The following is a 21,576-nucleotide window of genomic DNA, read 5'->3' on the forward strand; positions in this document are numbered from 1 at the left end:
GGGGGGCGCGGGGCCGCCCGGCCGGGCGGGCGGGGCCGGGACGGGGGGCCGGGCGGTCACGGGGCCGTGGGCGGCTCCCCAGCCGGGGTGCCGCCGGCGTGCCGGGGCGAACTGCCCTCGCCCCGACGGGACTTACAGCGAGGGATCCTGCATCAGGATCGCCTGGTAGAGGTGGTGGAGACGACGACTCGGTTTGAGCCCCAACTCGTCGTCGAGCCACTTCCGGGTGCGGTGGAAGATGTCGACGGCCTCCGACTGCCGGCCGCACCGGTAGAGGGCGATCATCAACTGCTCGCTGAACCGCTCGCGTTCCGGGTACTGGGCGAGCAACTGCTTCAGCTCGGCCACCACCGTCCCCGCCTCGCCCGCTTGCAGCTGGGCCGAGATCAGGTCCTCCCGCGCGGTCTTGCGCTGCTCGTCCAGACGCAGCGCTACGGCACGGCACCAGGGCCCGTCGCTCGTGTCGAGCAGGGCCGGTCCGCGCCACATCCCGAGCGACTTGCGGAGCGTGTCCATCGCTTCGTACGGCCGGTCGCTGACCAGCCCCGCGCCTTTCTCCGCCGTCCGCAGGAACCGGTACGCGTCGACCGCGTCCTCCGAGACGTTGAGCATGTAACCGTTGTCAACCGTGCGGATGAGTTCCTGGTCCGGCCCCTCCAGACCAAGTTCCGCCAACGATTTGCGCATGCGTTTGACATTGGCCTGCAAGGCGTTGCGCGCGTTCTTGAGCGGCGCTTCCCCCCACAGCTCGTCGATCAGTTCGTCGAACGCGACCACCTGACCGGCGTTGAGCGCCAGCATGGTGAGCATCACGCGATTCTTCTTCGCCCGTAGACCTACGGTGCGCTGACCGTCGCCGATCAATAGTGGGCCTAATATGGAGATGTACACCAAATTCCCCGTCCCTAGCGGTGAACTCCAGCCACAAGCTTTTCTCCTGTGACCTCGGCCCGGCCACCGTCAACAGTGGTCGACGTGTTTGGGGTGGCCTGACAAAGGGGAAAAGCCTGGGTATCATTCGCGCTGGTCAAGTATCGGACACGCCTGGGTCGTCCGGCCATGTACCTTCGTACATGAGTTGATGAACCTGCGCCACCAACCCCACCTGAAGCCGCGACTCCACTCCCAGTTTCGCCAGGATGTTGGCGACATGCGCCTTCACCGTGCGCTCTGTGACGTGCAGTCGGGCAGCGATGCCGCGGTTGGAGTGTCCGGCACCGATCAGGTCGAAGACCTGCCGTTCCCGTCCGGACAACGTCCCGACCCGGGTGAGTTCGTTGCGCCAGCGCGCCGAGGCGAGGCTGCCGTCACTGTGCATGGCCACCCCCCTGACCGCCCCCTGCTTCCCCGTGGCGCGTCCACCGGCAGTTGCGCCCCCCCGTCACCGGGAAGGTCGTTCACGTGCCGACGAACGCGCATGCGATTCTACAACTCCCGTAACAAACCACCACGGGACAGTCGGCGTCAAACCCCTTGTCACGACTGGTTGTGGCCAGGTGCCTGCACGAAACGCACACGAAAAGGACCGGGGAGGGGCTAAGCCCTTCCCCGGCCGTCGAGTTGGACGGGTCCCGTGTTACGGGAGGGTCGTGCGTGCCGCCGAGGCCGCCGCCGCGGCGGCCACGATGGCCGGCATCCGCGGGGTCCGGGTCGTGGTCTGGCGCGCGAGCCGCGAGGGCCAGAAGGTCTTCCAGCCGAGCAGGGTGACCACGGCCGGCAGGACGACGATCCGGATCACCGTCGCGTCGAGCAGCACCGCGCAGGCCATGCCCACCCCCATCTGCTTCATCTCGATGAAGTTCAGCGAGGCCAGCAGGGCGAACACGCAGACCATCACCACCGCGGCGCTGGTCACCACGCCGGCCGTGCGGGTGATGCCCTGCTCGACCGCCTCCTTGACGGAGAGCCCGCCGCGCGCCGCCTCCCGGATCCGGCTGACCACGAAGACGTGGTAGTCCATCGACAGGCCGAGCAGGATCACGAAGAGCATCAGCGGCAGCCAGGCCACCACCCGGCCGGTGGACTCGAAGTGCAGCAGGTCCTCCGCCCAGGTGTGCTGGAAGATCAGCGCGAGCAGGCCGAAGGAGGCCGCCGCGGACAGCACGTTGAGCAGCACGGTGATCAGCGCGAGCACCACCGAGCGGAACGCGGCGGTCATCACCAGGAAGGTCAGCACCAGGGCCACTCCGAGCACCCAGGGCATCTTGTGCATGACGTTCGCCCGGTAGTCGACGTCGAACGCGACGTCGCTGCCGCCGACCGCGAACTCGGCGCCCGCGACCGTGCCGAGGGTCTGCGGGGCGAGGTCCTGGCGCAGCCGGGCCAGCGAGGCGCGGGCCTGCGGGGAGCCGCTGTCGAAGTGGGTGCCGATCGCGATGGTGGCGACCGTGCCGTCGGGGGAGGTGCGGACGACCGGCGCGGGGTTGTGCACGAAGAGGTCGTCCTGCGAGGCGCGTTCGACCAGCGACTCCACCGCGGTGCCCAACTGCGCCGTCCGGTCGGCCGGGACCTTCACCGCGACGGTGTGGGTGTCGGCCTGGCTCGGGAAGGAGTGGGTCAGCCGCTCGTTGGCCTGCATCGCCGGGATCGACCGGGGCAGGTCGTCGATCCCGGTGGCCTTGAGCTTCAGGCCGAGGGCGGGCAGCGCGAGGACGAGCAGCGCGCCGACCGAGACCACCAGTGCGATCACCGGGTGGCGCAGGGCGGGCTTGAGCATGGTCGACCACAGCCGCGGCTTGACCCCGCCCTTCTGGGTGAGCCGCCACACCAGCGGGACCCGCGGCGCGTCCAGGTAGCGGCCGAACCGGGACAGCATGGCCGGCAGCACGGTCAGCGAGGAGGTGATCGCGATGGCGACCACCAGCACCGCGCCGGTGGCCATCGACTCGAAGGCGATGTGCCCGGCGAGGTAGAGCGCCCCCATCGAGATCATGACGACCACGCCGGACACCAGCACCGAGTGCCCGGAGGTGGCGGCCGCGATCTCGATGGCGTCGATGTTGTTGGCGCCCAACGCCCGCTCCTCGCGCTGGCGCTTGAGGTAGAACAGCGAGTAGTCGACCCCGATGGCCATGCCCATCAGCACGATGACGTGCGTCACCGGCCCCGGATCGGGCACCAGTTGGGAGGCCACCCCCCACAGGCCGAGCCCGGCGAGCACCGAGGACAGGCCGAGGACGACCGGGACGCTCGCGGCGACGATCGCGCCGAACACGAAGACCATCACGAGCAGCGTCACCGGCAGGCTCAGCACGGTCGCCTTGCCGAGGTCCTTGCTCAGCATCTCGTTGAGCCCGGCCTTGATCGAGCCGGCGCCGACGAGTTCCATCCGCAGCTCGGTGTGCGACGCGTGGGTCCTCGCCACGGTGTCGATGAGCGGCTGCACCCGGTCGGCGGAGGTCTCCGGATCGCCGTCGAGGGTCACCGGGACGAGCAGGGCCGAGCCGTCCGGCGCGGGCACCGGGGCGTCGATCGAGTTGATGCCGGGGAGGGCCTTCAGGTCGCGGGTGGCGTCCGAGGCCGCGGACTGCGCCTGGACGGGGTCGAGCCGGCCGCCGCCCCACGGGGTGATGAGGACGTTCTCCACCGCGCGCTCCTGGAGGCCGCCGCTGCGGGCGATCGCGGCCGCCCGGCCGGACTGGCCGATGGCGAGGTCGGAGGTGGTGGCCTGCCGGGTGCCCGTGACGCCGCCGACCACGAGGGCCGCCACGACGAATGCCACCCAGAGCGCGATCGCCCACCAGGGGTGGACGGCGCTCCACCGAGCGGCCCTGGTGATCACGTTCCTGCCTTCCACGATCACGTTCCCCTCCTCAAAAGAAATGCCCGGATCAAGACACGGGCCTGACTTATGAGTCCGGCCGTGCGGTGCGGCGTTCGCCTGCATCACTGAATCTAGTGACGCTTCGACGCATGATCACGGGTACAACTTCGACGATTGGAGGGGGAGTTTCTTCTACTTGACAGCCGACCCGAGAGGGCTGCCGCCGGATTCCCCGGGCGGAATTTGATACCACATCCGCCGGGACACGTTAAAGGGCCCGTCGCCGATCAGTGCGACGGACCCCGCGTATTCCTCGGGCAGCGGCAGGTCGGTGACTCTCCACGGACCGGGCAACGGACCGGAGCGTGCGTACACGGTGGCTTCCGGTCCGTCGTGGGCGACCGGGATCCCCATGCCCTGGGTGAGTCTGGCGCCCGAGGCCTTCACGCACGCCTCCTTCCTGGTCCACAGCCGGGTGAAGGCGTCGGGCCCGCCCCGGGCGACCAGCTCCCGTTCGTCCGGGGGGAAGAAGCGACCGGCCAGCCGGGCGGTGTCCAGCTCGGCGCGGGCCAGCTCGACATCCACGCCGACCGGCCGTGATGCCAGGGCGAGCAGGGCGATCTCGCCCGAGTGGGACAGGTTGAAGTGCAGGCCCGGCGCGTCCTCGACGGCCGGCTTCCCCCACGGGCCGCGGCTGAAGCGCAGCCCGGCCGGGTGGCGGCCGAGGCGCTCGCCGAGGACGATCCGGGTGGCGGCGTGCGCGAGCACGAAGCGGCGCCGCAGCCCGGGCAACTGTCCGCTCCGGGCGCGCGCCCGCTCCTGCTCGTCGAGCAGTTCCTCCAGGTGCGGCGGGTACCCGTCCGGGGCGCCCTGGGCGGCTTCGCCGTCCGGGCGGTCCGGGTGCTCGCCACCGGTCAGCGGAATCTGCCAGATCTCGACCGTATCCCGACCGACCGGTTGTTCTGTCCCGTTCAGAACCGGCCCACCTTTCCGGTGTGCAGCCCCTGGAACAGATTCAGCTTCTGGATGTTCCGTGTCCCCTCCATGAACTCCACGCCCCGTGCGTCCCGGGCGAGTTTGTCGAGGAGCGGGTGGTCCAACCGGGCGCCGGGCCCGAAGAAACCCAGCGCGCGCATCGTGACGTCCTCGGCGAGTTCGCAGGCGCGGGCCTTCGCCGCCGAGGAGAGGTGCCCGGCGGCCGGCTTGCGGTCCACCGCGAGGGCCGCCCGGTAGGTCAACCGGCGGGCCGCGTCGATCCGCTGGCCGAGCGACTCGAACAGCTCGCGCTCCGCGCCGCGCAGTTCCCGGCGGTTCTCGGCGACGTAGTCGTGGGCGGCCCGGGCGATGCCGAGGGCGATCGCGGCCACACTCGGGCGGAGCTGGTTGAAGACCGAGACGATGCTCCACATGCCCCGCCGGGTCGGCGGCAGGTGGGCGCCGAGCACCCGTTCGGCGGGCACGTGCACCCCGTCGAGGGTGATCCGGGTCAGCTGGACGCCGCGCAGGCCGAGGGTGGGCAGCGGCTCCGCCCGGAAGCCGGGGTCGGAGGTGTCCACCAGGACGGCCAGCACGCCGAGCCGCTCGGTGCCCGCGACCCGCGCGAACACGGCGCCCAGGTCGGCCCGGGCGGCGTTGCCGACGTAGCGCTTCTCGCCGTCCAGGACGTACGAGCCGTCGCCCACCGGGGTCAGCGTGGTGGTCATCTCGCCGATGGCCGAGCCGCGGTCGGGCTCGGTGAGGCCGAAGCAGGTCCAGCGGGGGCGTTCGGCGAGCTGGCCGTACACCCAGTCCTTCTGGGCCTGGCTGCCGAGCACGCTCAGCAGCACCCCGCACATCGAGGCGCCGGGCGCGCCCAGCATCATCCCGGCGTCGCCGCGCGCCAGTTCCTCGCTCACCAGGACCCGTTCCAGGGTGGCCAGGCCGTGCGCGGGGCCGGCGCCGGCCTCGGCGGACGCCCGGTCCCACTCCGGCGGCACCTGGTGGCCGGCCAGGAAGCGCACGGCGGGCAGGTCCAGGAAGCGGTGGACGGCCTCCGGGTCCCGGTCGAGGTCGAGCGCGCCCGCCCGCAGGTCTTCGGCCCACCGCCGCACGTGCCGGTGCGTGGTTTCCAGCGGGCCGGGCAGGCTGATCACACGTTCCCCTTCCGGGAGTCGACGTTCTGTGCCGTGTCCCCGGCCGACCCCGGCCAGCCGCAGTACACGTCGGCGAGGAGCTCGGAGGCGTACGCCGCCCGGCCCGGCCCCTCGGCGGTGAAACCGTACGCCCCGAGCAGCCGCAGCAGTGCGCGGTCGGCCTGGGTGATCTGGGCCTGGAGGCGGGCGAGGGCCGGGCCGTCCAGGGGGCGGGCGGGGGCCGGCGGGGAGTCGTCCGGCCCCTCGGTGAGGTCGTCGAGGACGCCCTCGATCTCCAGGTGGTCGATCAGCACGTCGGCGAGCGCGCCCTTGACCAGCTGTTGCAGCAGCAGCGAGGAACCCTCGACCTGGCGGCCCGCGAGGTAGGCCAGGCAGGCCTCCCGCAGTCGCTCGGACGCGCCGAGCCGCAGCCAGGCGAGGCCGGTGCCCCAGTCGTGGGCGTCGGGGCCGGCGGGCGCCCGGGTGGCGTCGGCGGGGCTCAGGACGGCCAGACCGGGCACCGGGTCCAGGCCCCCATTCCCGTCCTCGTCCCCGTCCTCGTCGTCGCCGAACTCGGCGTACTCGCCGAGGAGTTCGCGCGGGACCACGGCGTGCCCGCGCGGGCCGCGCGGTGCCACCCCGGGGGACAGCGCGCGGGAGAGCAGGGTCAGTGCGGGGACGAGGCCGTCGTTGCGCGCGCTCGTCCGGGCCTCCTGCCAGTGCTCGCGCACCTCGGCCGGAACCGTCATCGGACCCCCAACTCCCCCGTGTCGAGTGTGCAGTAGGCCAGGAAGCCGCGCTCCCGGTCGTAGTCGGCCACCACCACCGGGCGGTCCCGGTCGGCGGCGGCGAGCAGGGCGGCCCAGCCGCCGGTGGCAGGCTGTCCGGCCGCCACCTTGGTCCACGGACCGCCGTGTGCCGGAAGTTCAGCACAGCCGTCGGACAGGCCGGAGCCGGTGACCAGCGCGGCCGAGGCGTCCCAGCCGGCGAACAGCCCCGGCTCCGGGAGGCCCTGGGCCGCGCCGCCCAGCGGCGCGTCGCCGCCGTCCCAGTGGATCAGCAGCGCGACCGCGGCGTCCGCGTGGACGGCGCTCTGCCCCGTCGCGGGCAGCGGGAACGGCTGGGTGCCCTGGTCCACGACCAGCAGCAGCAGCCGCGACCAGCCGCACCGCCGGGCGTACTCCACGGCGACCCGCAGCGCGCTGAACGGCGCCAGGACGCCCTGGTCGGACAGGGCGAAGGAGAGCGGCTCGCCCGGCAGCCGCCCCTTCACGCAGGAGGCGACCAGCTCGGCGTGGTCGAAGTCCGGCGCGGAGTAGGCGACCACCACCACCTCGGGGCACTCCTCGGCGGTCAGCGGGCCCAGCGCGTCGAGCGCGCCGTGGGCCAGCTCCACCGAGGTGCGCCGCCCCGAGGCGGCGAACTGCTCGCGGTCGAAGTCCGCGCCGTAGAGCGCCCCGAGCTCGCGGTAGAAGTCCTCCCGCGCGGCCTCCGGCCGGTACGGCGCGCCAGGCCCCGGCGGGGTGTGGGCGCCGGCCCGGATCAGCCGCGGCAGGACCGCCGCCGGGGCCGGGCCGGGCGTGCCGTCCGCGCCGGCCGGGGCCGGACGCCGCACGGGCGCAGTCGCGCGGAACATGCTTAGGCGCTCGCTTCCGCGGCGACGAAGCCGGCCAGCGAGCCCACGGTCTCGAAGTGGGTCATGTCCAGCTCGTCGGCGTCGAACTGCACGTCGAGGATCTCCTCGATGGTGATGAGCAGTTCGAGCGCGCTGCTGGAGTCCAGGCCCAGCTCGTCGAAGAGGCGGACGCCCGGGTCGGCGCCGGAGACGTCCTTGTTGAGGACCTCCGACAGGCCCTTGCGGACGGCGTCGACGTACTTCACGTCGGCCACGGTGTTGGCAGTGTCGCTCATGGTGTTCTCCTCGGGCTGGTCCCGGCCGTGGGTCGGCCGGTCGGTGGTCAGTTCTGGTCGTCGCCGGGGGCCGCGTACAGCCGCTGGCGGCCGAGCATGGCCTCGACGTCGTCGCGCTCCCGGATCAGGTGCGCCCGCCCGTCCAGGACGAGCACCTCCGCCGGGTAGCCGTGGCTGAGGAAGTGCACCGGCGAGGCCGTCGGCCCGTACGCGCCGGAGCGCTGCACCCCGATCAGCTCGCCGGCCCGCAGCGCCGGCATCGGCACCTTCTTGCCGATGACGTCGTTGGGCGTGCAGAGCGGGCCGGTGATGTGCCAGGGCTCGGTGGCCGGCTCGTCCAGCCGCTCCAGCGCGGCCATCGGGAAGTTGCGCTTCACGTACGAGCCGATGCCGACGGCCGCCATGTGGTGGTTGGTGCCGCCGTCGGTGACCGCGAAGTTCTCGCCCATCGAGGTCTTGGTGTAGCGCACCCGGGTCACGTAGGTGCCGGACGCGGCGACCAGGAAGCGGCCCAGCTCCATGATCATCCGGGTCTCCGGGTGCCGGGCGCGGAAGTCCGCGATCAGCGGGTTGAGCCCGGCGGTCAGCTCGGCGACGTCGAGGTCCTTCTCGTTGTCGAAGTAGGCGATGCCGAGGCCGCCGCCGACGTCGACCGTCTCCAGCGGGAAGCCCAGCTCGGTGGAGAGGCGCTCGGCCAGCTCCAGGATCCGCCGGGTGTTCTCGACGACGGACTCCTCGATCAGGATGCGGGTGCCCAGGTACACCTGGACGCCCATCAGCCGGATGTTGGGGTAGCGGCCGGCGAGGTCCTTGCCCTCGGCCAGCAGCAGCTCCTCGTCGGTGCCGAACTGGCGCGGCTTGCCGCCCATGGTCAGGCCCGAACCCTTCACCGAGAAGCGCGGGTTGACCCGCAGCGCGACCCGGGCGGTGATCCCGCGCTCGCGGGCCACCTCGTCGATCAGGTCCAGCTCGCCGATCGACTCGCAGACGATCGCGTGGATGTCCTCGTCCAGGCAGGCCGCCACCTCGCCGCGGCTCTTGCCCGGGCCGAGGAAGATGATGTCGCGCGGCTCGACCCCGGCCCGGCGGGCGGTGACCAGCTCCGTCAGCGAGGACACCTCGGCGCGCGAACCCAGGCTGTGCAGCAGCGCGCAGACGGAGATGTTGGGGTTCGCCTTGAGCGAGTAGAAGACCTCCAGCGCCGGGTGCAGCGCCTCGCGCAGCCCCTGGAAGCGGGTGGTGATCTCCTCGCCGTCGTACAGGTAGAGCGGGGTGCCGAACTCCTCGGCGAGCTCGGTGATCCCGAGGCCCTGCACCTCGAATGCGACGCTCACGGTCAGCTCCGTTCCGGGTAGGCCGCGAGGCGGCGGGTGATGTCGGTGTCGAGCGCCTCGATCTCCTCGTCGGAGGCACCGACGAGCACGCCGTACAGCCGGCCCTCGAAGCCGTCCGCTTCGGTGTCGGCGGCGGTGCCCGCGGCGGCGTTCACCGTGGCGTAGTTGTTCACGAACAGGCCGCGCGGGCGCGGGCCCCGCTCGGTCAGCAGCAGCCCGTCCAGCACCTCGGCCAGTTCGGCGAAGGGCAGCGGGCGGGTCAGCCGCAGCGGGAAGTGCCGGGCGACGGCGACGTCGTCGGCCCCGGCCAGGCCGCCCTCGTGCACCACGTTCTGGTACGTGGACATGTTGTTGCGGGCGTTGATCTCGATGACCGGGTACAGGCCCTCGTCCGGGTCGACCATCGCGTCGACGCCGACCACGCCGTAGTAGCCGTCGGCGGCGAGCCGCTCGCCGAGCCGCAGCGCCGTCGCCTCGATCTCGGCGACCTGCCCGTCGGTCAGCCGGGCCGGGATCCGGTGGCCCTTGTGGACGCCGCCCTCGGTCAGCAGCTCCTTGACGAAGTCGAAGTGCGTGGAGCCGTCCCGGCCCACCGTGAACTGGTAGTTGAGGTCGCAGCGCTTGGCGACCCACTCCTCGATCACCAGCGCGGTGCGCGGGGCCCCGCCCGCGGCCTTGGCGGCGCGCTCGGCCTGCTGGACCGCCATCCGGTGCAGCCGGCCCAGCCGGGCCTCGGAGTCCAGCACGACGATGCCCTTGCCGGACACGCCGAACGCGTCCTTCAGCACCACCTTGCGGCCCGCCGCCAGCAGTTCACCGGCCGCGGCCACCGCCTCGGCCAGCTCCTCCAGCGTCTCGCAGGCCCAGCCGCGGGCCTGGCGGATGCCCAGCTCGTCGGAGAGCCGGCGGCTGTACACCTTGCTGTTGACCCGCTTGCAGACCGCGGCGGTCGGCGCGCCCAGCTGCAGCCCGGTGCGCTCGGCCAGCTCCTCCTCGACGGTGGAGATGCCGTGCGCGGTCAGCCGGGCGCCCTCGGCGGCGACGGCGGACAGCGCGCGCAGCAGCTCGGGGTCGGCGAGGGCGTCCTCGCTGACGGTGCGCTGCGGGTCCTGGCCGGCCACCACGTGCACGGTGGGCAGCTCCAGGCCGAGGCCCTCCAGATAGCCGCGGTAGCCCTCGTCCAGGGCGGTCTTCAGCACGACGTGGTCGTCCTTGCCGCCGAGCAGCAGCGCGAACTCGTCCATGCGGTTCACCACCGCACTGCCCGCGTGCGAGGCGACCCGGGGCAGCGCGGGCTCGCCGAGCGCCCAGTGGTTCTCCACCTCGAAGTTGCCCAGGAACACCAGCGGGGTGTCCGCGGACCCGGTCACGGCGCGCTTGAGGCGCGCGCTGAAGCCGGAGGACGGTAGATGCATGTCGACCTCGTCATTTCTCGTGTGCGCTCGGGCGCGGTGCGGCGGGTGCGCAGGTGCTGCGGTGGTGCGGGTGCGCCGGTACTGCGGGGGACGGCCGGTCCCGTGGACGGCCGTCAGTGCTCCAGGACCATCGCGGCGAAGGTCGCCCCGAGCCCCACGCTGGTCATCAGGTAGCAGTCGCCGGGGCGCAGCCGCCCCAGCTCGGTGGCCTTCTGCAGGTTGATGAAGGGGTCGGCGCAGAAGCAGTGCCCGGTCTCGCCGACCAGGTCGAGGAAGACCTTGTCGAGCGGCAGCCCGAGCGTCTTGCAGACGCCGATCCACGACAGCCGGTTGACGTTGTGCGGCAGCACGAGCGCCAGCTCGTCGAGGCCGCAGCCGGCCTCCTCCAGGGCGGCGCCGATCACTTCGCACAGGCCGGGCCCGTACAGGTCCTGGAACTCCTTGGCGGCGGCGTCGCCCATGATGAACTCGTCGCCGAACTGGGTGTGGGTGCGCGTCGCGTAGCCGAGCATCCGGTCGGAGCCGGTGCGGTCCGCGCTCACCAGGAAGGCGACGGTGCCCTCGCCCATGACGGTGACGTCCGGGATGGACTGCGTCTGGGTGGTGCACGCCTTCTCCCCGGCCAGGACCAGGGCGAGCGCGTTCGGGTCCGGGTCGGCGGCCAGTAGGGTGCCCGCCAGGTCCAGCGCGAGCAGCCCGGAGGCGCAGGCGTGGTGCGAGACGACGAAGCCGGCGGCGTGCTCCAGGCCGAGCTCGACCTGGAGCGGTCGGAGCGAGGTCATCGGGTACGGCAGCGGCGACGGCATCGTGCGGGCCTGGAGGACGTACTTGACGCGCTGTTCCTGCCCGCGCAGTTCCACCAGCTTGGTCGCGGCGCGCAGCAGCAGCTCGGTCTCGGTGGCCGCGGGGTCGCGGCACACCTCGGAGAGCCCGTAGAAGCGCTGGTAGCGCCGGAGCTGCACATCCGTCAGCTGGAGTTCCTGTTGGAAGCGCGCGATCGGGATGGTGTCGGGAAGACAGCTGGAGACTGCCGTGATCGACGTCATGCCAACTACAGTCGCCTGGAGCGCTGACGCTTAGCTGACGCTGCGCTGACCACCGCCGCGCGGTGGCGGGGTGCGCTCCCCGCAGACGCCGGGGAGGTCCGGTCCGGAGGCGTGGTCGACCGTCCCGTACCGCCGGACGGAAACGACCGGAGGGGTGGGCCTTTCGGCACACCCCTCCGGAATCCGATCAGGTCCTACTCGTCGTCGGCCCCGCCGAGGTCGCCGAGGTCGGTGCCGTCCGGGGTGCCGCTGATCGCGTACCCCTGGCGGCGCGCCTCGTAGCAGGCCACCGTTGCGGCCGCCGACACGTTCAGCGAGCCGACCCGGCCCAGCTGCGGCACGAACACCACCTGGTCGCAGAGCGCCAGCGCGTCGGGGGTGATCCCGCGGTCCTCGTGCCCCAGCACGAAGGCCACCGCCGGGGTCAGTTCGGCGGCGAACATCGGCACCGCCTCGTCCGCCAGCTCCAGGCCGACCACCTTGAAGCCGTCCGCCTTCGCCGCCGCGACCGCCTCCGCGATCGTCGGGAAGTGCTCCACCTTCAGGTACTTGTCGGTGCCCATCGCGGCCTTCTGCGCGCCCGAGGAGCGCACCGACGGGGTCTCCCCGGCCAGGTACAGCTTCTCGGCGCCCATCGCGGCCCCGGTCCGGACCACCGAGCCGACGTTGAACGGCGACTGCAGGTTCTCCAGGATCATCGCGAGCCGGAACTCGTTGCTGCGCCGCCACGAGCGGTGCAGTCGCTTCAGTTCGGTCCCGCGCAACTGCTTCACGACGACGTTCCCCGTCCACTCTCCGTACCCTCGCCCGGCTCCGGGCGGGGTCGTGCTTCCAGAATCCGGAACCCGTTGACCGACGCGACCCGGGTGGTCGGGTAGCCCTGCTCGTTCAGCCACTTCTGCAGCGAGTCCGAGCCCAGGTGCTTCTGCACCACCAGGAACGCCGAGCCGTCCGGGGTCAGCCGGCCGAGCCAGTGCGTGAGCAGCCGGCGCAGCTCGGCCTTGCCGATCCGGATCGGCGGGTTGGAGTAGATGGTGGCGAACCGCACGTCCTGCGGGACGTCCTCGGGCAGCGCGGCCTGGACGTTGCCCAGCCGCAGTGCCTCGGCGTTCAGCCGCACCAGTTCCAGCGCGCGCTCGTTCACGTCCACCGCCCAGACCGGCAGCCGCCTGCGCCGGCTCGCCCAGGTCAGCGCGATCGGGCCGTAGCCGCAGCCGACGTCCAGGATCGGGCCGCGCACCCGCGGCTGCGGGGCGTGCTCCAGCAGGATCCGGGTGCCCGGGTCGAGCCGGCCGCGCGAGAACACTCCGGTGTCGGTGGTCAGTTCGAGGGTGAGGTCCGGCAGGGAGACCGTGATCGGCCGGCGCTCGCTGGCGACCTCGGGTGCACCGGTGAAGTAGTGCGAGCCGGACATGATTTCCCCGTCGTTCGTAAGGGCCTCGGGGCCACCGGGTGGGTGTGGGTAAGCCCTTGGTACGGCACCGATCGTACCCCCGGTGGCCTGCGGCGCGTTCCGTGCCGGCCGGCGGCCCGGGTGCCGCGGGGCCGCCCCGGCGCGATCGCGCCCGGCCGCCCGGCGACGGATACTGCCAGTACCGCCCCCGCGCCCGTGGGAGCCTCCGGACAGCGCCTCCGAACAGTGAGGACGGACGCCATGCCGCAGAATCACGAGGACTACCTGATCGACGAGGCCGTCGAGACCGTCGAATCCGACGACGAGGCACCCGAGGGCGACGAGTACGACGAGGTGGCCGAACGCCGGGCCGTCGGAGCCGACCCGGCCACCGATGTCGCCGACGCCGCCGAGCAGAGCCGCGTCGTCCAGCTCGACGAGGACGAGTACCGCGAGTAGCCGCCGCCGGGCCCGGTCCGGTGCGCCGTCCGGTGCGCTGTCCGGTGCGCTACAGCGCCCGGCGGCGCTGCAGCCAGGTCATCGCCGCCCAGCCCGGCAGCACCGGCAGGATCAGCGTCAGCAGGCGGTACATCGCCACCGCCGCCAGCGCGCCGCCCTTCTCCATCGACGCGGTCTGCTGCAGCAGCGCGATCAGCGCCCCGTCCACCGCGCCGGCCCCGCCCGGGGTCGGCGCCACGTTGCCCGCCGCGTTGCCCACCAGGAACACCACCGCCACCGAGGCGAAGGACGGCTCCCGGCCGATCGCCCGGGTGCAGCAGTACAGGCAGCCGATCAGGCAGATCGACACCAGCAGCTGCCCGGTCAGCCCCACCGCCAGGCGGGCCGGGCTGCGCAGCAGGTCCAGCAGCCGCGGCAGCACCTCGGTGGTCAGCGGCCGCAGCCGGGCCGCCAGCCAGCGCCGGGCCGGCGGCACCGCCGAGACCACCGCCAGCAGCGCCGCCGCCCCCGCCAGCCCGCCCACCACGGCGGGCAGCGCGTCCAGCTCCGAACCGCCCGGTTGCAGGTCCAGCAGGTAGACGAAGGCGCCCAGCTGGAGCAGGTGCAGCACCAGGCCGATCAACTGCCCCACCCCGACGCTGGACAGCGCCTGCGCGGTCGGGATCCCGGCCCGCTGCAACAGCCGGGTGTTCAGCGCGATCCCGCCGACGCCCCCGGGCGACACCAGCTTCACGAACGCCCCGGCCAGCTGCGCCAGCACCGCGTTGCGGAAGTCCAGCCGCTCCGGCACGAACCCGACGAACCCCATCGCCGCCGTCACGTGGCTCAGCGCCGCCGCCAGCAGTGCCAGCGCCAGCCACGCCGGATCGGCGTCGGCCACCGCCGAGATCGGGTTGTCCTCGGCCGCGAACAGTTGCGGGATCAGCAGCCACCCGGCCACCACCCCGCCCACCACCGCCAGCAGGGTCCGCGGCCGCAGCCGCTCCAACCGCACCGGCCGCACCTCCGCCTGCGGCCTGGTCCGCAGCACCTCCGCCCGGATCTCCTCCAGCAGCCCGCCCCCGCCGCCGGTGGCTTCGTCGGGCCCGGGGCCTGCCGGGCCGCCCGTGCGGGCGGCGGCGGCGGTCGGGTGGGCGGCGGTCGGGCGGGCGGTGCGCTTGAGGGCGTGGCGGGTGGTGCGGGCGAGGGCGATGGGCTGGAGGAGGGGGAGGGCTGCCTCGACGGTGTCGGCGCCGAGGACGGTGACGGCGGTGTGGACGGAGCGGGCGGCGCCGGCCCGCAGGGCGAGGGTGGTGAGCAGCTGGGCGATGTCGCAGCGCAGCACGAGTTCGCTGGCCGCGATGTCGCCGTCGGCGAAGTCGACCAGGTGCACCGCACCGGTCGCGTCCACCAGCAGGGAGGACGGGACGAGCGCCCGGTGGGCGATCTCCCGGCGCTGGAGGCGGGCGAGCTGCCGCCAGGCGTCGGCCAGCAGGTCGTCGGTGACCTCCTCGTCGGGGAGCCGGTCGAGGGCGCGTCCGGGGAGGTGCTCGTAGGCGATGAGGGCGGTGTCCTGGCCGAGGCCGGCGGTGGCGGCGATGCGGCGGGTGCGGACGCCGGCGGCGAGGGCCGCGTAGGTGACGAGCGCCTCGTGTTCGAGGCCGGCGCGGGGGGAGCGCAGGGCCCGGGGGTGGGGGGCGGTGCGCAGCCGCAGGCGGCGCCAGGCGCGCTGGACGGCGGCGGCGGTGACGGCTTGCCGGTCGAGGAGCTGGACGTCGAGGTCGGGCCGGTCGTCGGCTTGCCGGACCAGGTAGCGGTCGGGCCCGGCGGGGTGGGCCTCGGCCGGGCGCAGGCCGCTCTCGCGCAAGGCCCGGAGGATCTCGCCGGGCCTGGGCAGCGGGTCGGGGGTGCCGACGGCGTAGAGGGTGCCGTGGGCGCCGGTCCAGCCGATGAGCAGGCCGAGCAGCAGGGCGGTGGGGGTGGCGTACCCGCCGGCGAGTCCGGCGAGGCCGGAGAGGGCGAGGACGGCCCAGGGGGCCCGGTGTTCGCGGTTGCCGGAGGCGGTCATGAAGGCGAGGACGGGCGCGAGGTAGCCGTAGACGGGCTCGGTGTGGCCGAGGGCGCCGCCCGGCAGGGCCTGGGTGAGGGCGGCGAGCAGGGAGGCGGGGGCGACGCCGTCGGCCCACAGGTCGAGGAGCAGGGTGGCGCCGTAGGCGAGGACGGCGGCGAGCAGGCCGTCGGAGACCTGCTGGAGGGCGCGTCGCCGGTCGGGGCCGAGGAGGCGGCGGGCGGCGAGGACGACGGGCACCAGCAGCACGGCGGCGGTGGTGAGGCCGCCGGCGAGGCCGGCGAGCGGCCGGGGCACCAGTTCGGCGGCTTCGGCGACGTCGGCGGCGATGCCGCCGGTGGTGGCCCGGGCGTAGTCGGCGAGCAGCAGGGTGAGGGCGATGGCGATGAGCCCGGTGAGCAGCCGGATCAGGGCGACGGGCTGCCGGACCCGGCCGGGTTCGGACACCGCCCGGGCCGGGCCCCGGCCGGCTCCGGCGCTCGCCGGTATGCCGGTGTCCGCCGGTGCGGGCGTGCCGGCGGTGTCGCCACCGCCGGTGTCGCCGTTCGTTCTCCCCGTCACGATCGCCACGGGTGGCATGCTCCCATGCCTCCCCTGATGGTGGAGCCGGAGCCCGGAAGCCGGCCCGGATCGGGGGAGTTCGGGGACCGGCCCTACGCCTGCCGGGTCGGCACGACGACCGTGTGGCTCAGGTTGACGTGCCGGGGGCGGCTGACGGTGTAGGCGATCAGGTCGGCGAGGTCGTCCGCGGTGAGTGCGGGGATGGCCGCGAACATGCCGCCGAGCTGTTCGCGCAGGGCGGGGTTGTCGATGTGGCCGCCGAGTTCGGTGTCGGTCAGGCCGGGCTCGATGGAGCTGACCCGGACGTCGCGGGGGCTGAGTTCGGAGCGCAGGGCGGCGGACAGCTGGGTGAGCGCGGCCTTGGTGGCGCTGTACACGGCGTAGTTGGGGAAGACGACGCGCGAGGCGATGGAGGAGACGTTGACCAGGTCGGCGGCCCGGCCGTCGGCGGCGGCCGCGGTGAGGTCGTCGGCGAAGGCGCGGATGATCCGCAGGGCGCCGGTGAGGTTGGTGTCGACCATGCGGGTCCACTCGTCGGTCCGGCCGTCGGCGAGGGGGTTGGGCAGCATCACGCCGGCGCTGTTGACCACCAGGTCGACCCGGCCGTAGGCGTCGTGGACGGCCTTGGCGGCGGCGTCGACGGAGGCCTGGTCGGTGATGTCGGCGGTGACGGCGAGGGCCTGGCCGCCGGCGGCGGTGAGCTCGGCCGCGAGGGTGTCGAGCCGGTCGGTGCGGCGGGCGAGCAGGGCGACCCGGGCGCCGTGGGCGGCGAGCAGGCGGGCGGTGGCCGCGCCCATGCCGCTGGCGGCTCCGGTGACGACGGCGGTGCGGGCGGCGAGGGCGGGGTAGCTCATCGGTGGCTCCTGGGCCTGGGAGGGTGGTGGGGCTGACGACGACAACTGTGCGCGGGCGGCGGAGGTTCGCCCAGGGCCGTGTGCGTCCCGGGTGCGGCCTTCCTGGGATGCGCTTTCCCGGGATCCGCGGTCCTGGGTGCGGCAGGACCACCCTGGCGCCGGGAAGGCCGACCGGGCGCGCGGCGTGTCTTGAGGCCGGGGCCGGCCGGGCCGTCACTACCCTGCGGGCATGAGTGCCTGCGAAGACCTCGCCGCGGCCCCCCAGGACATCGAGCCCCTCCCCCCGGCCGACGGCTGCGCCGACTGCCTGGCCCAGGGGCGCCAGGACTGGGTGCACCTGCGGATCTGCCTGGACTGCGGCCACATCGGCTGCTGCGACTTCTCGCCGCAGCGGCACGCCACCGCGCACTTCCACAACACCTCGCATCCGGTGATCCGCTCGTACGAGCGGGGCGAGGACTGGCGCTGGTGCTTCGTCCACGAGGTCATGGGCTGAGGCCCGGGCCGGCCCGGCCCGGGGAAGCCGAGGCCCGTTCCCGGTGGCATCTCCCGGTGGCATCCGGGCGCAACCCCGATAAAATCCGGACATAACGACCGTGCGGCCCCCGGCCCCTCCGGTCGACATCCGTCCGGCCGGTGACCGCCGAAGGGAGGCCGACGATGACCAAGCGAACACCGGGCAGCACCGCCCAGCTCCGCCGGGGCACCCAGGAACTGCTGGAGCGCCGCGGCATGGCGACCGCGCCCACCCGGCTGGTGCCGATGCTGCGCGCCGACGCCATGTCCTCCGCCACCGCCGGGTACGCCGTGCCCGACGCCTTCCGGCACGGTGGCCGCGACCGGGCGGCCTCGGCGGGGCACGCCGCCCCGTCGATGCACGCCGAGCTGAAGGGCCACCGGCACCGCGGCGCGGAGAAGCACTCCGCCCACTGAGCGGATCCGGGTCCGGGGGCGGGCGCCGCGTTCCGGCGCCCGCCCCCGACGCGTGCTCGGAGGGTGTCCGGGGTGGTTCGCGGCCGGTGCTGGGGGGCGCCGGGCGGTTGTCAGTGGGCTGGAGTACCTTCGTGCCGTTCACCAGCACGGGGCGGGACGACGGGGGCGCACCATGACCGACCTGATCACGGAGGAGCCGGTCGAGCTCCAGTTGGAGCGGTACCGGACGGAGCTGACGGGCTACTGCTACCGGATGCTCGGCTCGGTCTTCGAGGCCGAGGACGCGGTGCAGGAGACGATGGTCCGCGCCTGGCGGGGCCACCGCGGCTTCGAGGGCCGCGCCGCGCTGCGCTCCTGGCTGTACCGGATCGCCACCAACGTGTGCCTGGACGCGCTGAACGGCCGCAACAACCGGGCCCGCCCGATGGACCTGGCCGGCCCGGTGACGGTGGCCACCGCGAGCGACACCCAGCTGCCCGAGGTGACGTGGATCGGCCCCGCGCCGGACGGCCGGGTGCTGCCCGAGACGGGCGACCCGGCCGAGGTGGCGGCCCAGCGCGAGTCGGTGAAGCTGGCCTTCGTCGCCGTGCTGCAGCGCCTCGCGCCCCGGCAGCGGGCCGTGCTGATCCTGCGCGAGGTGCTCGGCTGGAAGGCCGCCGAGGTGGCCGAACTGCTCGGCGTCACGGTGGCCTCGGTGAACAGCGCGCTGCAGCGGGCGCGCGCGGTGCTCGCCGGGGACGGCGCCGCCGCCCGCCCGGCCCCCGCCCTGGACGACGACCACCGCGCGCTGCTCGACCGCTACGTCCGCGCCTTCGAGGCGTACGACATGGACGGCCTCGCCGCGCTGCTGCACGAGGACGTCACGCTCAACATGCCGCCGTACGCGATGTGGTTGCGGGGGCAGGGCGAGATCCGGGCCTGGATGCTCGGCCCGGGCCACGGCTGCCGCGGCTCCCGGCTGGTCCCGGTGACGGCCAACGGCGCTCCGGCCTTCGCCCAGTACCGGCCGAGCCCGGCGGGCGGGCACGAGCCGTGGGCGCTGATCGTGTTGGAGGTGTCAGCGGGCCGGATCACCGGGTTCACCAACTTCCTGGACACCGACGTGCTCTTCCCGCTGTTCGGCCTCCCGCCCCGGCTGGCCGCCGAGTAGGCCCTGTTCGGGCCGCCGGAGGTCGAGGGGGTCCACGCCCCCCGGCAGCAGGGCCGCGAGCCCGCTGAACGCGAGCAGTTCCCGCAGCGGGCCGCTCGCGTTCAGCAGCACCACGCCCACCCCGTGCCGAGCGGCGGCGAGCCGCAGCCGGGCGAGGGCGTCGACGACGGCCAGGTCGGGCGCGGTCAGCGCGCCCAGGTCGCAGGTCAGGTCGCAGGTCAGGGCGGGGGCGGTCGGGGGCTTCGGCGTGGTGTCCATGCTGCTTGGACCGGCCCGGCGGCCCGGGCTCATCGGCTCCGGCGGAACTTCTCGCAACCTCCCGGAGCTCCACCCTGGCCGAGGAGAGCGTGGGCCTGCGCTCCGCCCAGCGTTGAACCGACGGCCCAGCGCTGAACCGACGGCCCCGGGCGGGTCGGTGGCAGAGTGGGCGGTGCAGAACCACCGTGCCCCAGGAGGATCGCAGTGACGGCTGAGCCCTTGAAGTCCCGTGAGGAATGGTTGGCGTCCCTGCCCAGGATCTACGCGGCGGCGGGCTGCCTGCTGCGGGACGAGTCCGGCCGGATCCTGATCGTGAAGGCCGGGTACCGCGAGTACTGGCAGTTCCCGGGCGGCACGATCGACCTCGGCGAGGGCCCGGTGGAGTGCGCCTCGCGGGAGTTGTTGGAGGAGACCGGCATCGTCAGGGCGACCGGGGACCTACTGGCCATCTCCTGGACCCACCCCTCGTCCGAACTCGACCACCCCGCACAGCACTTGATGTTCGACTTCGGCACCGTCCCGGACGGCACCCCCGTGACCGTCCCGGCCGGTGAACTGGACCGGCACCAATGGGCCACCGTCGAGGAGGCGCTGGAACTCCTCGGCCCGGCCCGCTCGGTCCGGTTGCGGGCGGCGCTGGAGGCGGCCGCCGACGGCCGGGTGCGGATCGTCAGCACGCCCATCTCCGGCTTCTGAGTCCCACCCCGGCCCAACCGACCGGCCCCGGGCGGGAGTTCCGCCCGGGGCCGGGCCCGTCTCACGCCTGCTCGGCGTTCCGGGCGGCGATGATGGCCTTGATGGCCTCGGAGGTGAAGGTCTCCGCCTCGGACTTCTCGACGCCGAGGCCGGCGAGCACGCCCGAGCCGTTCTCCAGCTCCAGCAGGGCGAGCAGGATGTGCTCGGTGCCGACGTAGTTGTGCCCGAGCTTCAGCGCCTCGCGGAAGGTCAGTTCCAGCACCTTCTTGCCCTGCGCGTCGTACGGGATCAGCGCGGGCACCTGCTCGGCGGCGGCCGGCAGGGCGGCGGCGGCCGCCTCCCGGACGGCCTCCGGGGTGATGCCCTGGGCGGCGAGCGCCTTGAGCCCGATGCCCTCCGGTTCGGCGAGCAGGCCGAGCAGGAGGTGTTCGGCGGTGATCTCGGCGTTGCCGGCCGCCCTGGCCTCCTCCTGCGAGGCCATCACGACGCTCCGGGCCCGGTCGGTGAACCGGGCGAAGCCCTGGCTGGGGTCGAGGTCGGTGGGGGTGCCCGGGTCCTTGGGGACGAACCGCTTCTGGGCGGCCTGCTTGCTGACGCCCATGCTGCGGCCGATGTCGGTCCAGGACGCGCCGGAGCGGCGGGCCTGGTCGACGAAGTGGCCGATCAGGTGGTCGGCGAGGTCGTCGAGGTGGTCGGCGGCGATGACCGCGTCGGACAACTGGTCGAGCGCGTCGGGGTGGACCTTCTTGATCGCGGCGATCAGGTCGTCGAGGCGCAGCGGAGTGGTGTTGGGAACGACGGGATTCTCCATGCGTCAACCGTAGGTTGTCGATCCCGGGTCGTCAACCATCGGTTGACGCTACGCGTGAGTAGTCTTCGGCGACCCCTGCGGAACGAAGGCGTCCGATGGGCGGGCCGCGGATCCCGGCCCTGCCCGAGGCCGAGACGCCTCGCGAACTCAACTTCCAGGTGGCCGAGTTGCGGGAGCCGGTCTGGCCCGGAGGCCGCTACGCGGCGGGCAGCAGCCGGGCCCGGACGGCGGCGACCTCGGCAGGGGTGGCCCCGGCGGCGAGCAGGTAGCCCGCCGGGTCGAGGCCCTCCAGCGCGCCCGCCAGGGCGGCTTCGGCGGTGGTGCCGGCCTCGGCGAGCACCGCGTCGATCCGGTGGTACTGGTCCGGCAGGCCCAGCATCCCGTACAGCGGGCGGACGTTGGGGCCGCTGAGCTGGTAGTCCTCGACGATCGCGGCCCGTTCGACGCCGGCCAGGGCGAGCAGCAGCAGGGCCGCCAGGCCGGTGCGGTCGCGGCCGGCGCCGCAGTGCACGACCAGGCCGCCGGGGCGGGCGCCGGCGATGGCGGCGATCAGCGCGGCGGCGGCGTGCGGGCAGTGGTCCAGGTAGGGGCGGAGCGCGAGCGGGGTGCCGTCCAGTCGGCCGTAGGCCTCCCACCAGGCGGGGCCGGCGAGTTCGTCCAGCGGGACGCGGATCAGCTCGACGCCCTCGGGGAGCGGGAGGAGCGGCTTGTACTCCTCGGCGTTGCGCAGGGGGGGGGCGCGGGGGGGGCGCCGGGGGGGGGGGGGGGGGCCGCCCCCCCGCGGGGGGGGGGGGGGGGTGTGGGCGCGGCGCTCCACCCCCCGCGCGCGCTCGC

23 protein-coding genes are annotated in these 21,576 nt (G+C 73.6%); 5 read left to right on the forward strand and 18 right to left on the reverse strand.

Annotation, left to right across the window (positions count from 1 at the left end; translation table 11 throughout):
• Nucleotides 1-132: 132 nt before the first annotated feature.
• The 13 genes from ACFV61_RS23280 to ACFV61_RS23340 form a co-directional block, all read right to left on the reverse strand.
• Nucleotides 133-891 (reverse strand): AfsR/SARP family transcriptional regulator, encoded by a 759-nt coding sequence (locus tag ACFV61_RS23280; RefSeq protein WP_279634911.1) that lies wholly within the window; start codon nucleotides 889-891, stop codon nucleotides 133-135.
• 136 nt (nucleotides 892-1,027) lie between these two features.
• A complete protein-coding gene (locus tag ACFV61_RS23285) occupies nucleotides 1,028-1,318 on the reverse strand; it encodes a helix-turn-helix transcriptional regulator (RefSeq protein ID WP_107453059.1) in 291 nt (96 codons plus the stop codon).
• A 258-nt stretch (nucleotides 1,319-1,576) separates the two neighbouring features.
• Nucleotides 1,577-3,802 carry an MMPL family transporter gene (locus ACFV61_RS23290; protein ID WP_380427793.1) on the reverse strand — a complete coding sequence of 742 codons (2,226 nt, stop codon included), beginning with the start codon at nucleotides 3,800-3,802 and terminating at the stop codon, nucleotides 1,577-1,579.
• Nucleotides 3,803-3,955: 153 nt separating this feature from the next.
• Nucleotides 3,956-4,555, reverse strand: coding sequence for a 4'-phosphopantetheinyl transferase family protein (locus ACFV61_RS23295; RefSeq protein ID WP_380427791.1), 600 nt, complete (start codon nucleotides 4,553-4,555; stop codon nucleotides 3,956-3,958).
• A gap of 179 nt (nucleotides 4,556-4,734) precedes the next feature.
• Complete coding sequence (locus ACFV61_RS23300) at nucleotides 4,735-5,895, reverse strand: acyl-CoA dehydrogenase family protein (RefSeq protein WP_380427789.1); 1,161 nt, start codon at nucleotides 5,893-5,895, stop codon at nucleotides 4,735-4,737.
• A complete protein-coding gene (locus ACFV61_RS23305) occupies nucleotides 5,892-6,623 on the reverse strand; it encodes a hypothetical protein (protein WP_380427787.1) in 732 nt (243 codons plus the stop codon). The genes ACFV61_RS23300 and ACFV61_RS23305 overlap by 4 nt, the downstream gene beginning before the upstream one ends.
• A complete protein-coding gene (locus ACFV61_RS23310) occupies nucleotides 6,620-7,510 on the reverse strand; it encodes a hypothetical protein (RefSeq protein WP_380427785.1) in 891 nt (296 codons plus the stop codon). Before ACFV61_RS23310 ends, ACFV61_RS23305 begins: the two co-directional genes overlap by 4 nt.
• Nucleotides 7,511-7,512: 2 nt before the next feature.
• The gene (locus tag ACFV61_RS23315; protein ID WP_063348736.1) at nucleotides 7,513-7,785 is read right to left on the reverse strand and encodes an acyl carrier protein; all 273 of its coding nucleotides are present in this window, start codon (nucleotides 7,783-7,785) and stop codon (nucleotides 7,513-7,515) included.
• A gap of 47 nt (nucleotides 7,786-7,832) precedes the next feature.
• Complete coding sequence (locus tag ACFV61_RS23320) at nucleotides 7,833-9,119, reverse strand: type III PLP-dependent enzyme (RefSeq protein ID WP_063348737.1); 1,287 nt, start codon at nucleotides 9,117-9,119, stop codon at nucleotides 7,833-7,835.
• A gap of 2 nt (nucleotides 9,120-9,121) precedes the next feature.
• Nucleotides 9,122-10,534: an ATP-grasp domain-containing protein gene (locus ACFV61_RS23325; RefSeq protein WP_063348738.1), complete on the reverse strand. Its 1,413-nt coding sequence runs from the start codon at nucleotides 10,532-10,534 to the stop codon at nucleotides 9,122-9,124.
• A 113-nt stretch (nucleotides 10,535-10,647) separates the two neighbouring features.
• Nucleotides 10,648-11,580, reverse strand: a complete 933-nt coding sequence (locus ACFV61_RS23330; protein WP_380427782.1) for a 3-oxoacyl-[acyl-carrier-protein] synthase III C-terminal domain-containing protein — start codon at nucleotides 11,578-11,580, stop codon at nucleotides 10,648-10,650.
• A 194-nt stretch (nucleotides 11,581-11,774) separates the two neighbouring features.
• Nucleotides 11,775-12,353 carry a TrmH family RNA methyltransferase gene (locus ACFV61_RS23335; RefSeq protein WP_350878299.1) on the reverse strand — a complete coding sequence of 193 codons (579 nt, stop codon included), beginning with the start codon at nucleotides 12,351-12,353 and terminating at the stop codon, nucleotides 11,775-11,777.
• Nucleotides 12,350-12,994 carry a class I SAM-dependent methyltransferase gene (locus ACFV61_RS23340; RefSeq protein WP_380335744.1) on the reverse strand — a complete coding sequence of 215 codons (645 nt, stop codon included), beginning with the start codon at nucleotides 12,992-12,994 and terminating at the stop codon, nucleotides 12,350-12,352. Before ACFV61_RS23340 ends, ACFV61_RS23335 begins: the two co-directional genes overlap by 4 nt.
• A 240-nt stretch (nucleotides 12,995-13,234) precedes the next feature.
• On the opposite strand from ACFV61_RS23340, the gene ACFV61_RS23345 reads away from it, so the two are divergent.
• Nucleotides 13,235-13,432, forward strand: a complete 198-nt coding sequence (locus ACFV61_RS23345; protein WP_063348742.1) for a hypothetical protein — start codon at nucleotides 13,235-13,237, stop codon at nucleotides 13,430-13,432.
• Between the two features lie 49 nt (nucleotides 13,433-13,481).
• Here the strand turns inward: ACFV61_RS23345 and ACFV61_RS23350 are convergent, their stop codons facing one another.
• Nucleotides 13,482-16,049: a lysylphosphatidylglycerol synthase domain-containing protein gene (locus tag ACFV61_RS23350; protein ID WP_380427779.1), complete on the reverse strand. Its 2,568-nt coding sequence runs from the start codon at nucleotides 16,047-16,049 to the stop codon at nucleotides 13,482-13,484.
• 83 nt (nucleotides 16,050-16,132) lie between these two features.
• Nucleotides 16,133-16,894: an SDR family oxidoreductase gene (locus ACFV61_RS23355; protein ID WP_063348744.1), complete on the reverse strand. Its 762-nt coding sequence runs from the start codon at nucleotides 16,892-16,894 to the stop codon at nucleotides 16,133-16,135.
• Nucleotides 16,895-17,123: 229 nt separating this feature from the next.
• Between ACFV61_RS23355 and ACFV61_RS23360 the strand changes: the two genes are divergently transcribed.
• The 3 genes from ACFV61_RS23360 (at nucleotide 17,124) to ACFV61_RS23370 (ending at nucleotide 18,977) form a co-directional block, all read left to right on the forward strand.
• Nucleotides 17,124-17,390 carry a UBP-type zinc finger domain-containing protein gene (locus ACFV61_RS23360; protein WP_380427777.1) on the forward strand — a complete coding sequence of 89 codons (267 nt, stop codon included), beginning with the start codon at nucleotides 17,124-17,126 and terminating at the stop codon, nucleotides 17,388-17,390.
• Nucleotides 17,391-17,554: 164 nt separating this feature from the next.
• The gene (locus tag ACFV61_RS23365; protein WP_063348746.1) at nucleotides 17,555-17,827 is read left to right on the forward strand and encodes a hypothetical protein; all 273 of its coding nucleotides are present in this window, start codon (nucleotides 17,555-17,557) and stop codon (nucleotides 17,825-17,827) included.
• A gap of 172 nt (nucleotides 17,828-17,999) precedes the next feature.
• Nucleotides 18,000-18,977, forward strand: a complete 978-nt coding sequence (locus ACFV61_RS23370) for a sigma-70 family RNA polymerase sigma factor (protein WP_380335752.1) — start codon at nucleotides 18,000-18,002, stop codon at nucleotides 18,975-18,977.
• Here the strand turns inward: ACFV61_RS23370 and ACFV61_RS23375 are convergent.
• Complete coding sequence (locus tag ACFV61_RS23375; RefSeq protein ID WP_380335754.1) at nucleotides 18,885-19,235, reverse strand: STAS domain-containing protein; 351 nt, start codon at nucleotides 19,233-19,235, stop codon at nucleotides 18,885-18,887. The two genes, ACFV61_RS23370 and ACFV61_RS23375, sit on opposite strands and share 93 nt — an antisense overlap.
• 204 nt (nucleotides 19,236-19,439) lie before the next feature.
• Here ACFV61_RS23375 and ACFV61_RS23380 point away from each other — a divergent pair, with 204 nt between their 5' ends.
• The gene (locus ACFV61_RS23380) at nucleotides 19,440-19,931 is read left to right on the forward strand and encodes an NUDIX domain-containing protein (protein WP_380335756.1); all 492 of its coding nucleotides are present in this window, start codon (nucleotides 19,440-19,442) and stop codon (nucleotides 19,929-19,931) included.
• Between the two features lie 61 nt (nucleotides 19,932-19,992).
• Here the strand turns inward: ACFV61_RS23380 and ACFV61_RS23385 are convergent, their stop codons facing one another.
• Together ACFV61_RS23385 and ACFV61_RS23390 are read right to left on the reverse strand one after the other, a co-directional pair.
• Nucleotides 19,993-20,742 (reverse strand): Clp protease N-terminal domain-containing protein, encoded by a 750-nt coding sequence (locus ACFV61_RS23385; RefSeq protein ID WP_380335759.1) that lies wholly within the window; start codon nucleotides 20,740-20,742, stop codon nucleotides 19,993-19,995.
• A 196-nt stretch (nucleotides 20,743-20,938) separates the two neighbouring features.
• On the reverse strand, nucleotides 20,939-21,559 hold the full coding sequence (locus ACFV61_RS23390; RefSeq protein ID WP_380493680.1) for a tyrosine-protein phosphatase: 621 nt from the start codon (nucleotides 21,557-21,559) through the stop codon (nucleotides 20,939-20,941).
• Nucleotides 21,560-21,576: the final 17 nt, after the last annotated feature.

It is taken from the genome of Kitasatospora sp. NPDC059817, from assembly GCF_042731835.1.
Classification (GTDB): domain Bacteria; phylum Actinomycetota; class Actinomycetes; order Streptomycetales; family Streptomycetaceae; genus Kitasatospora.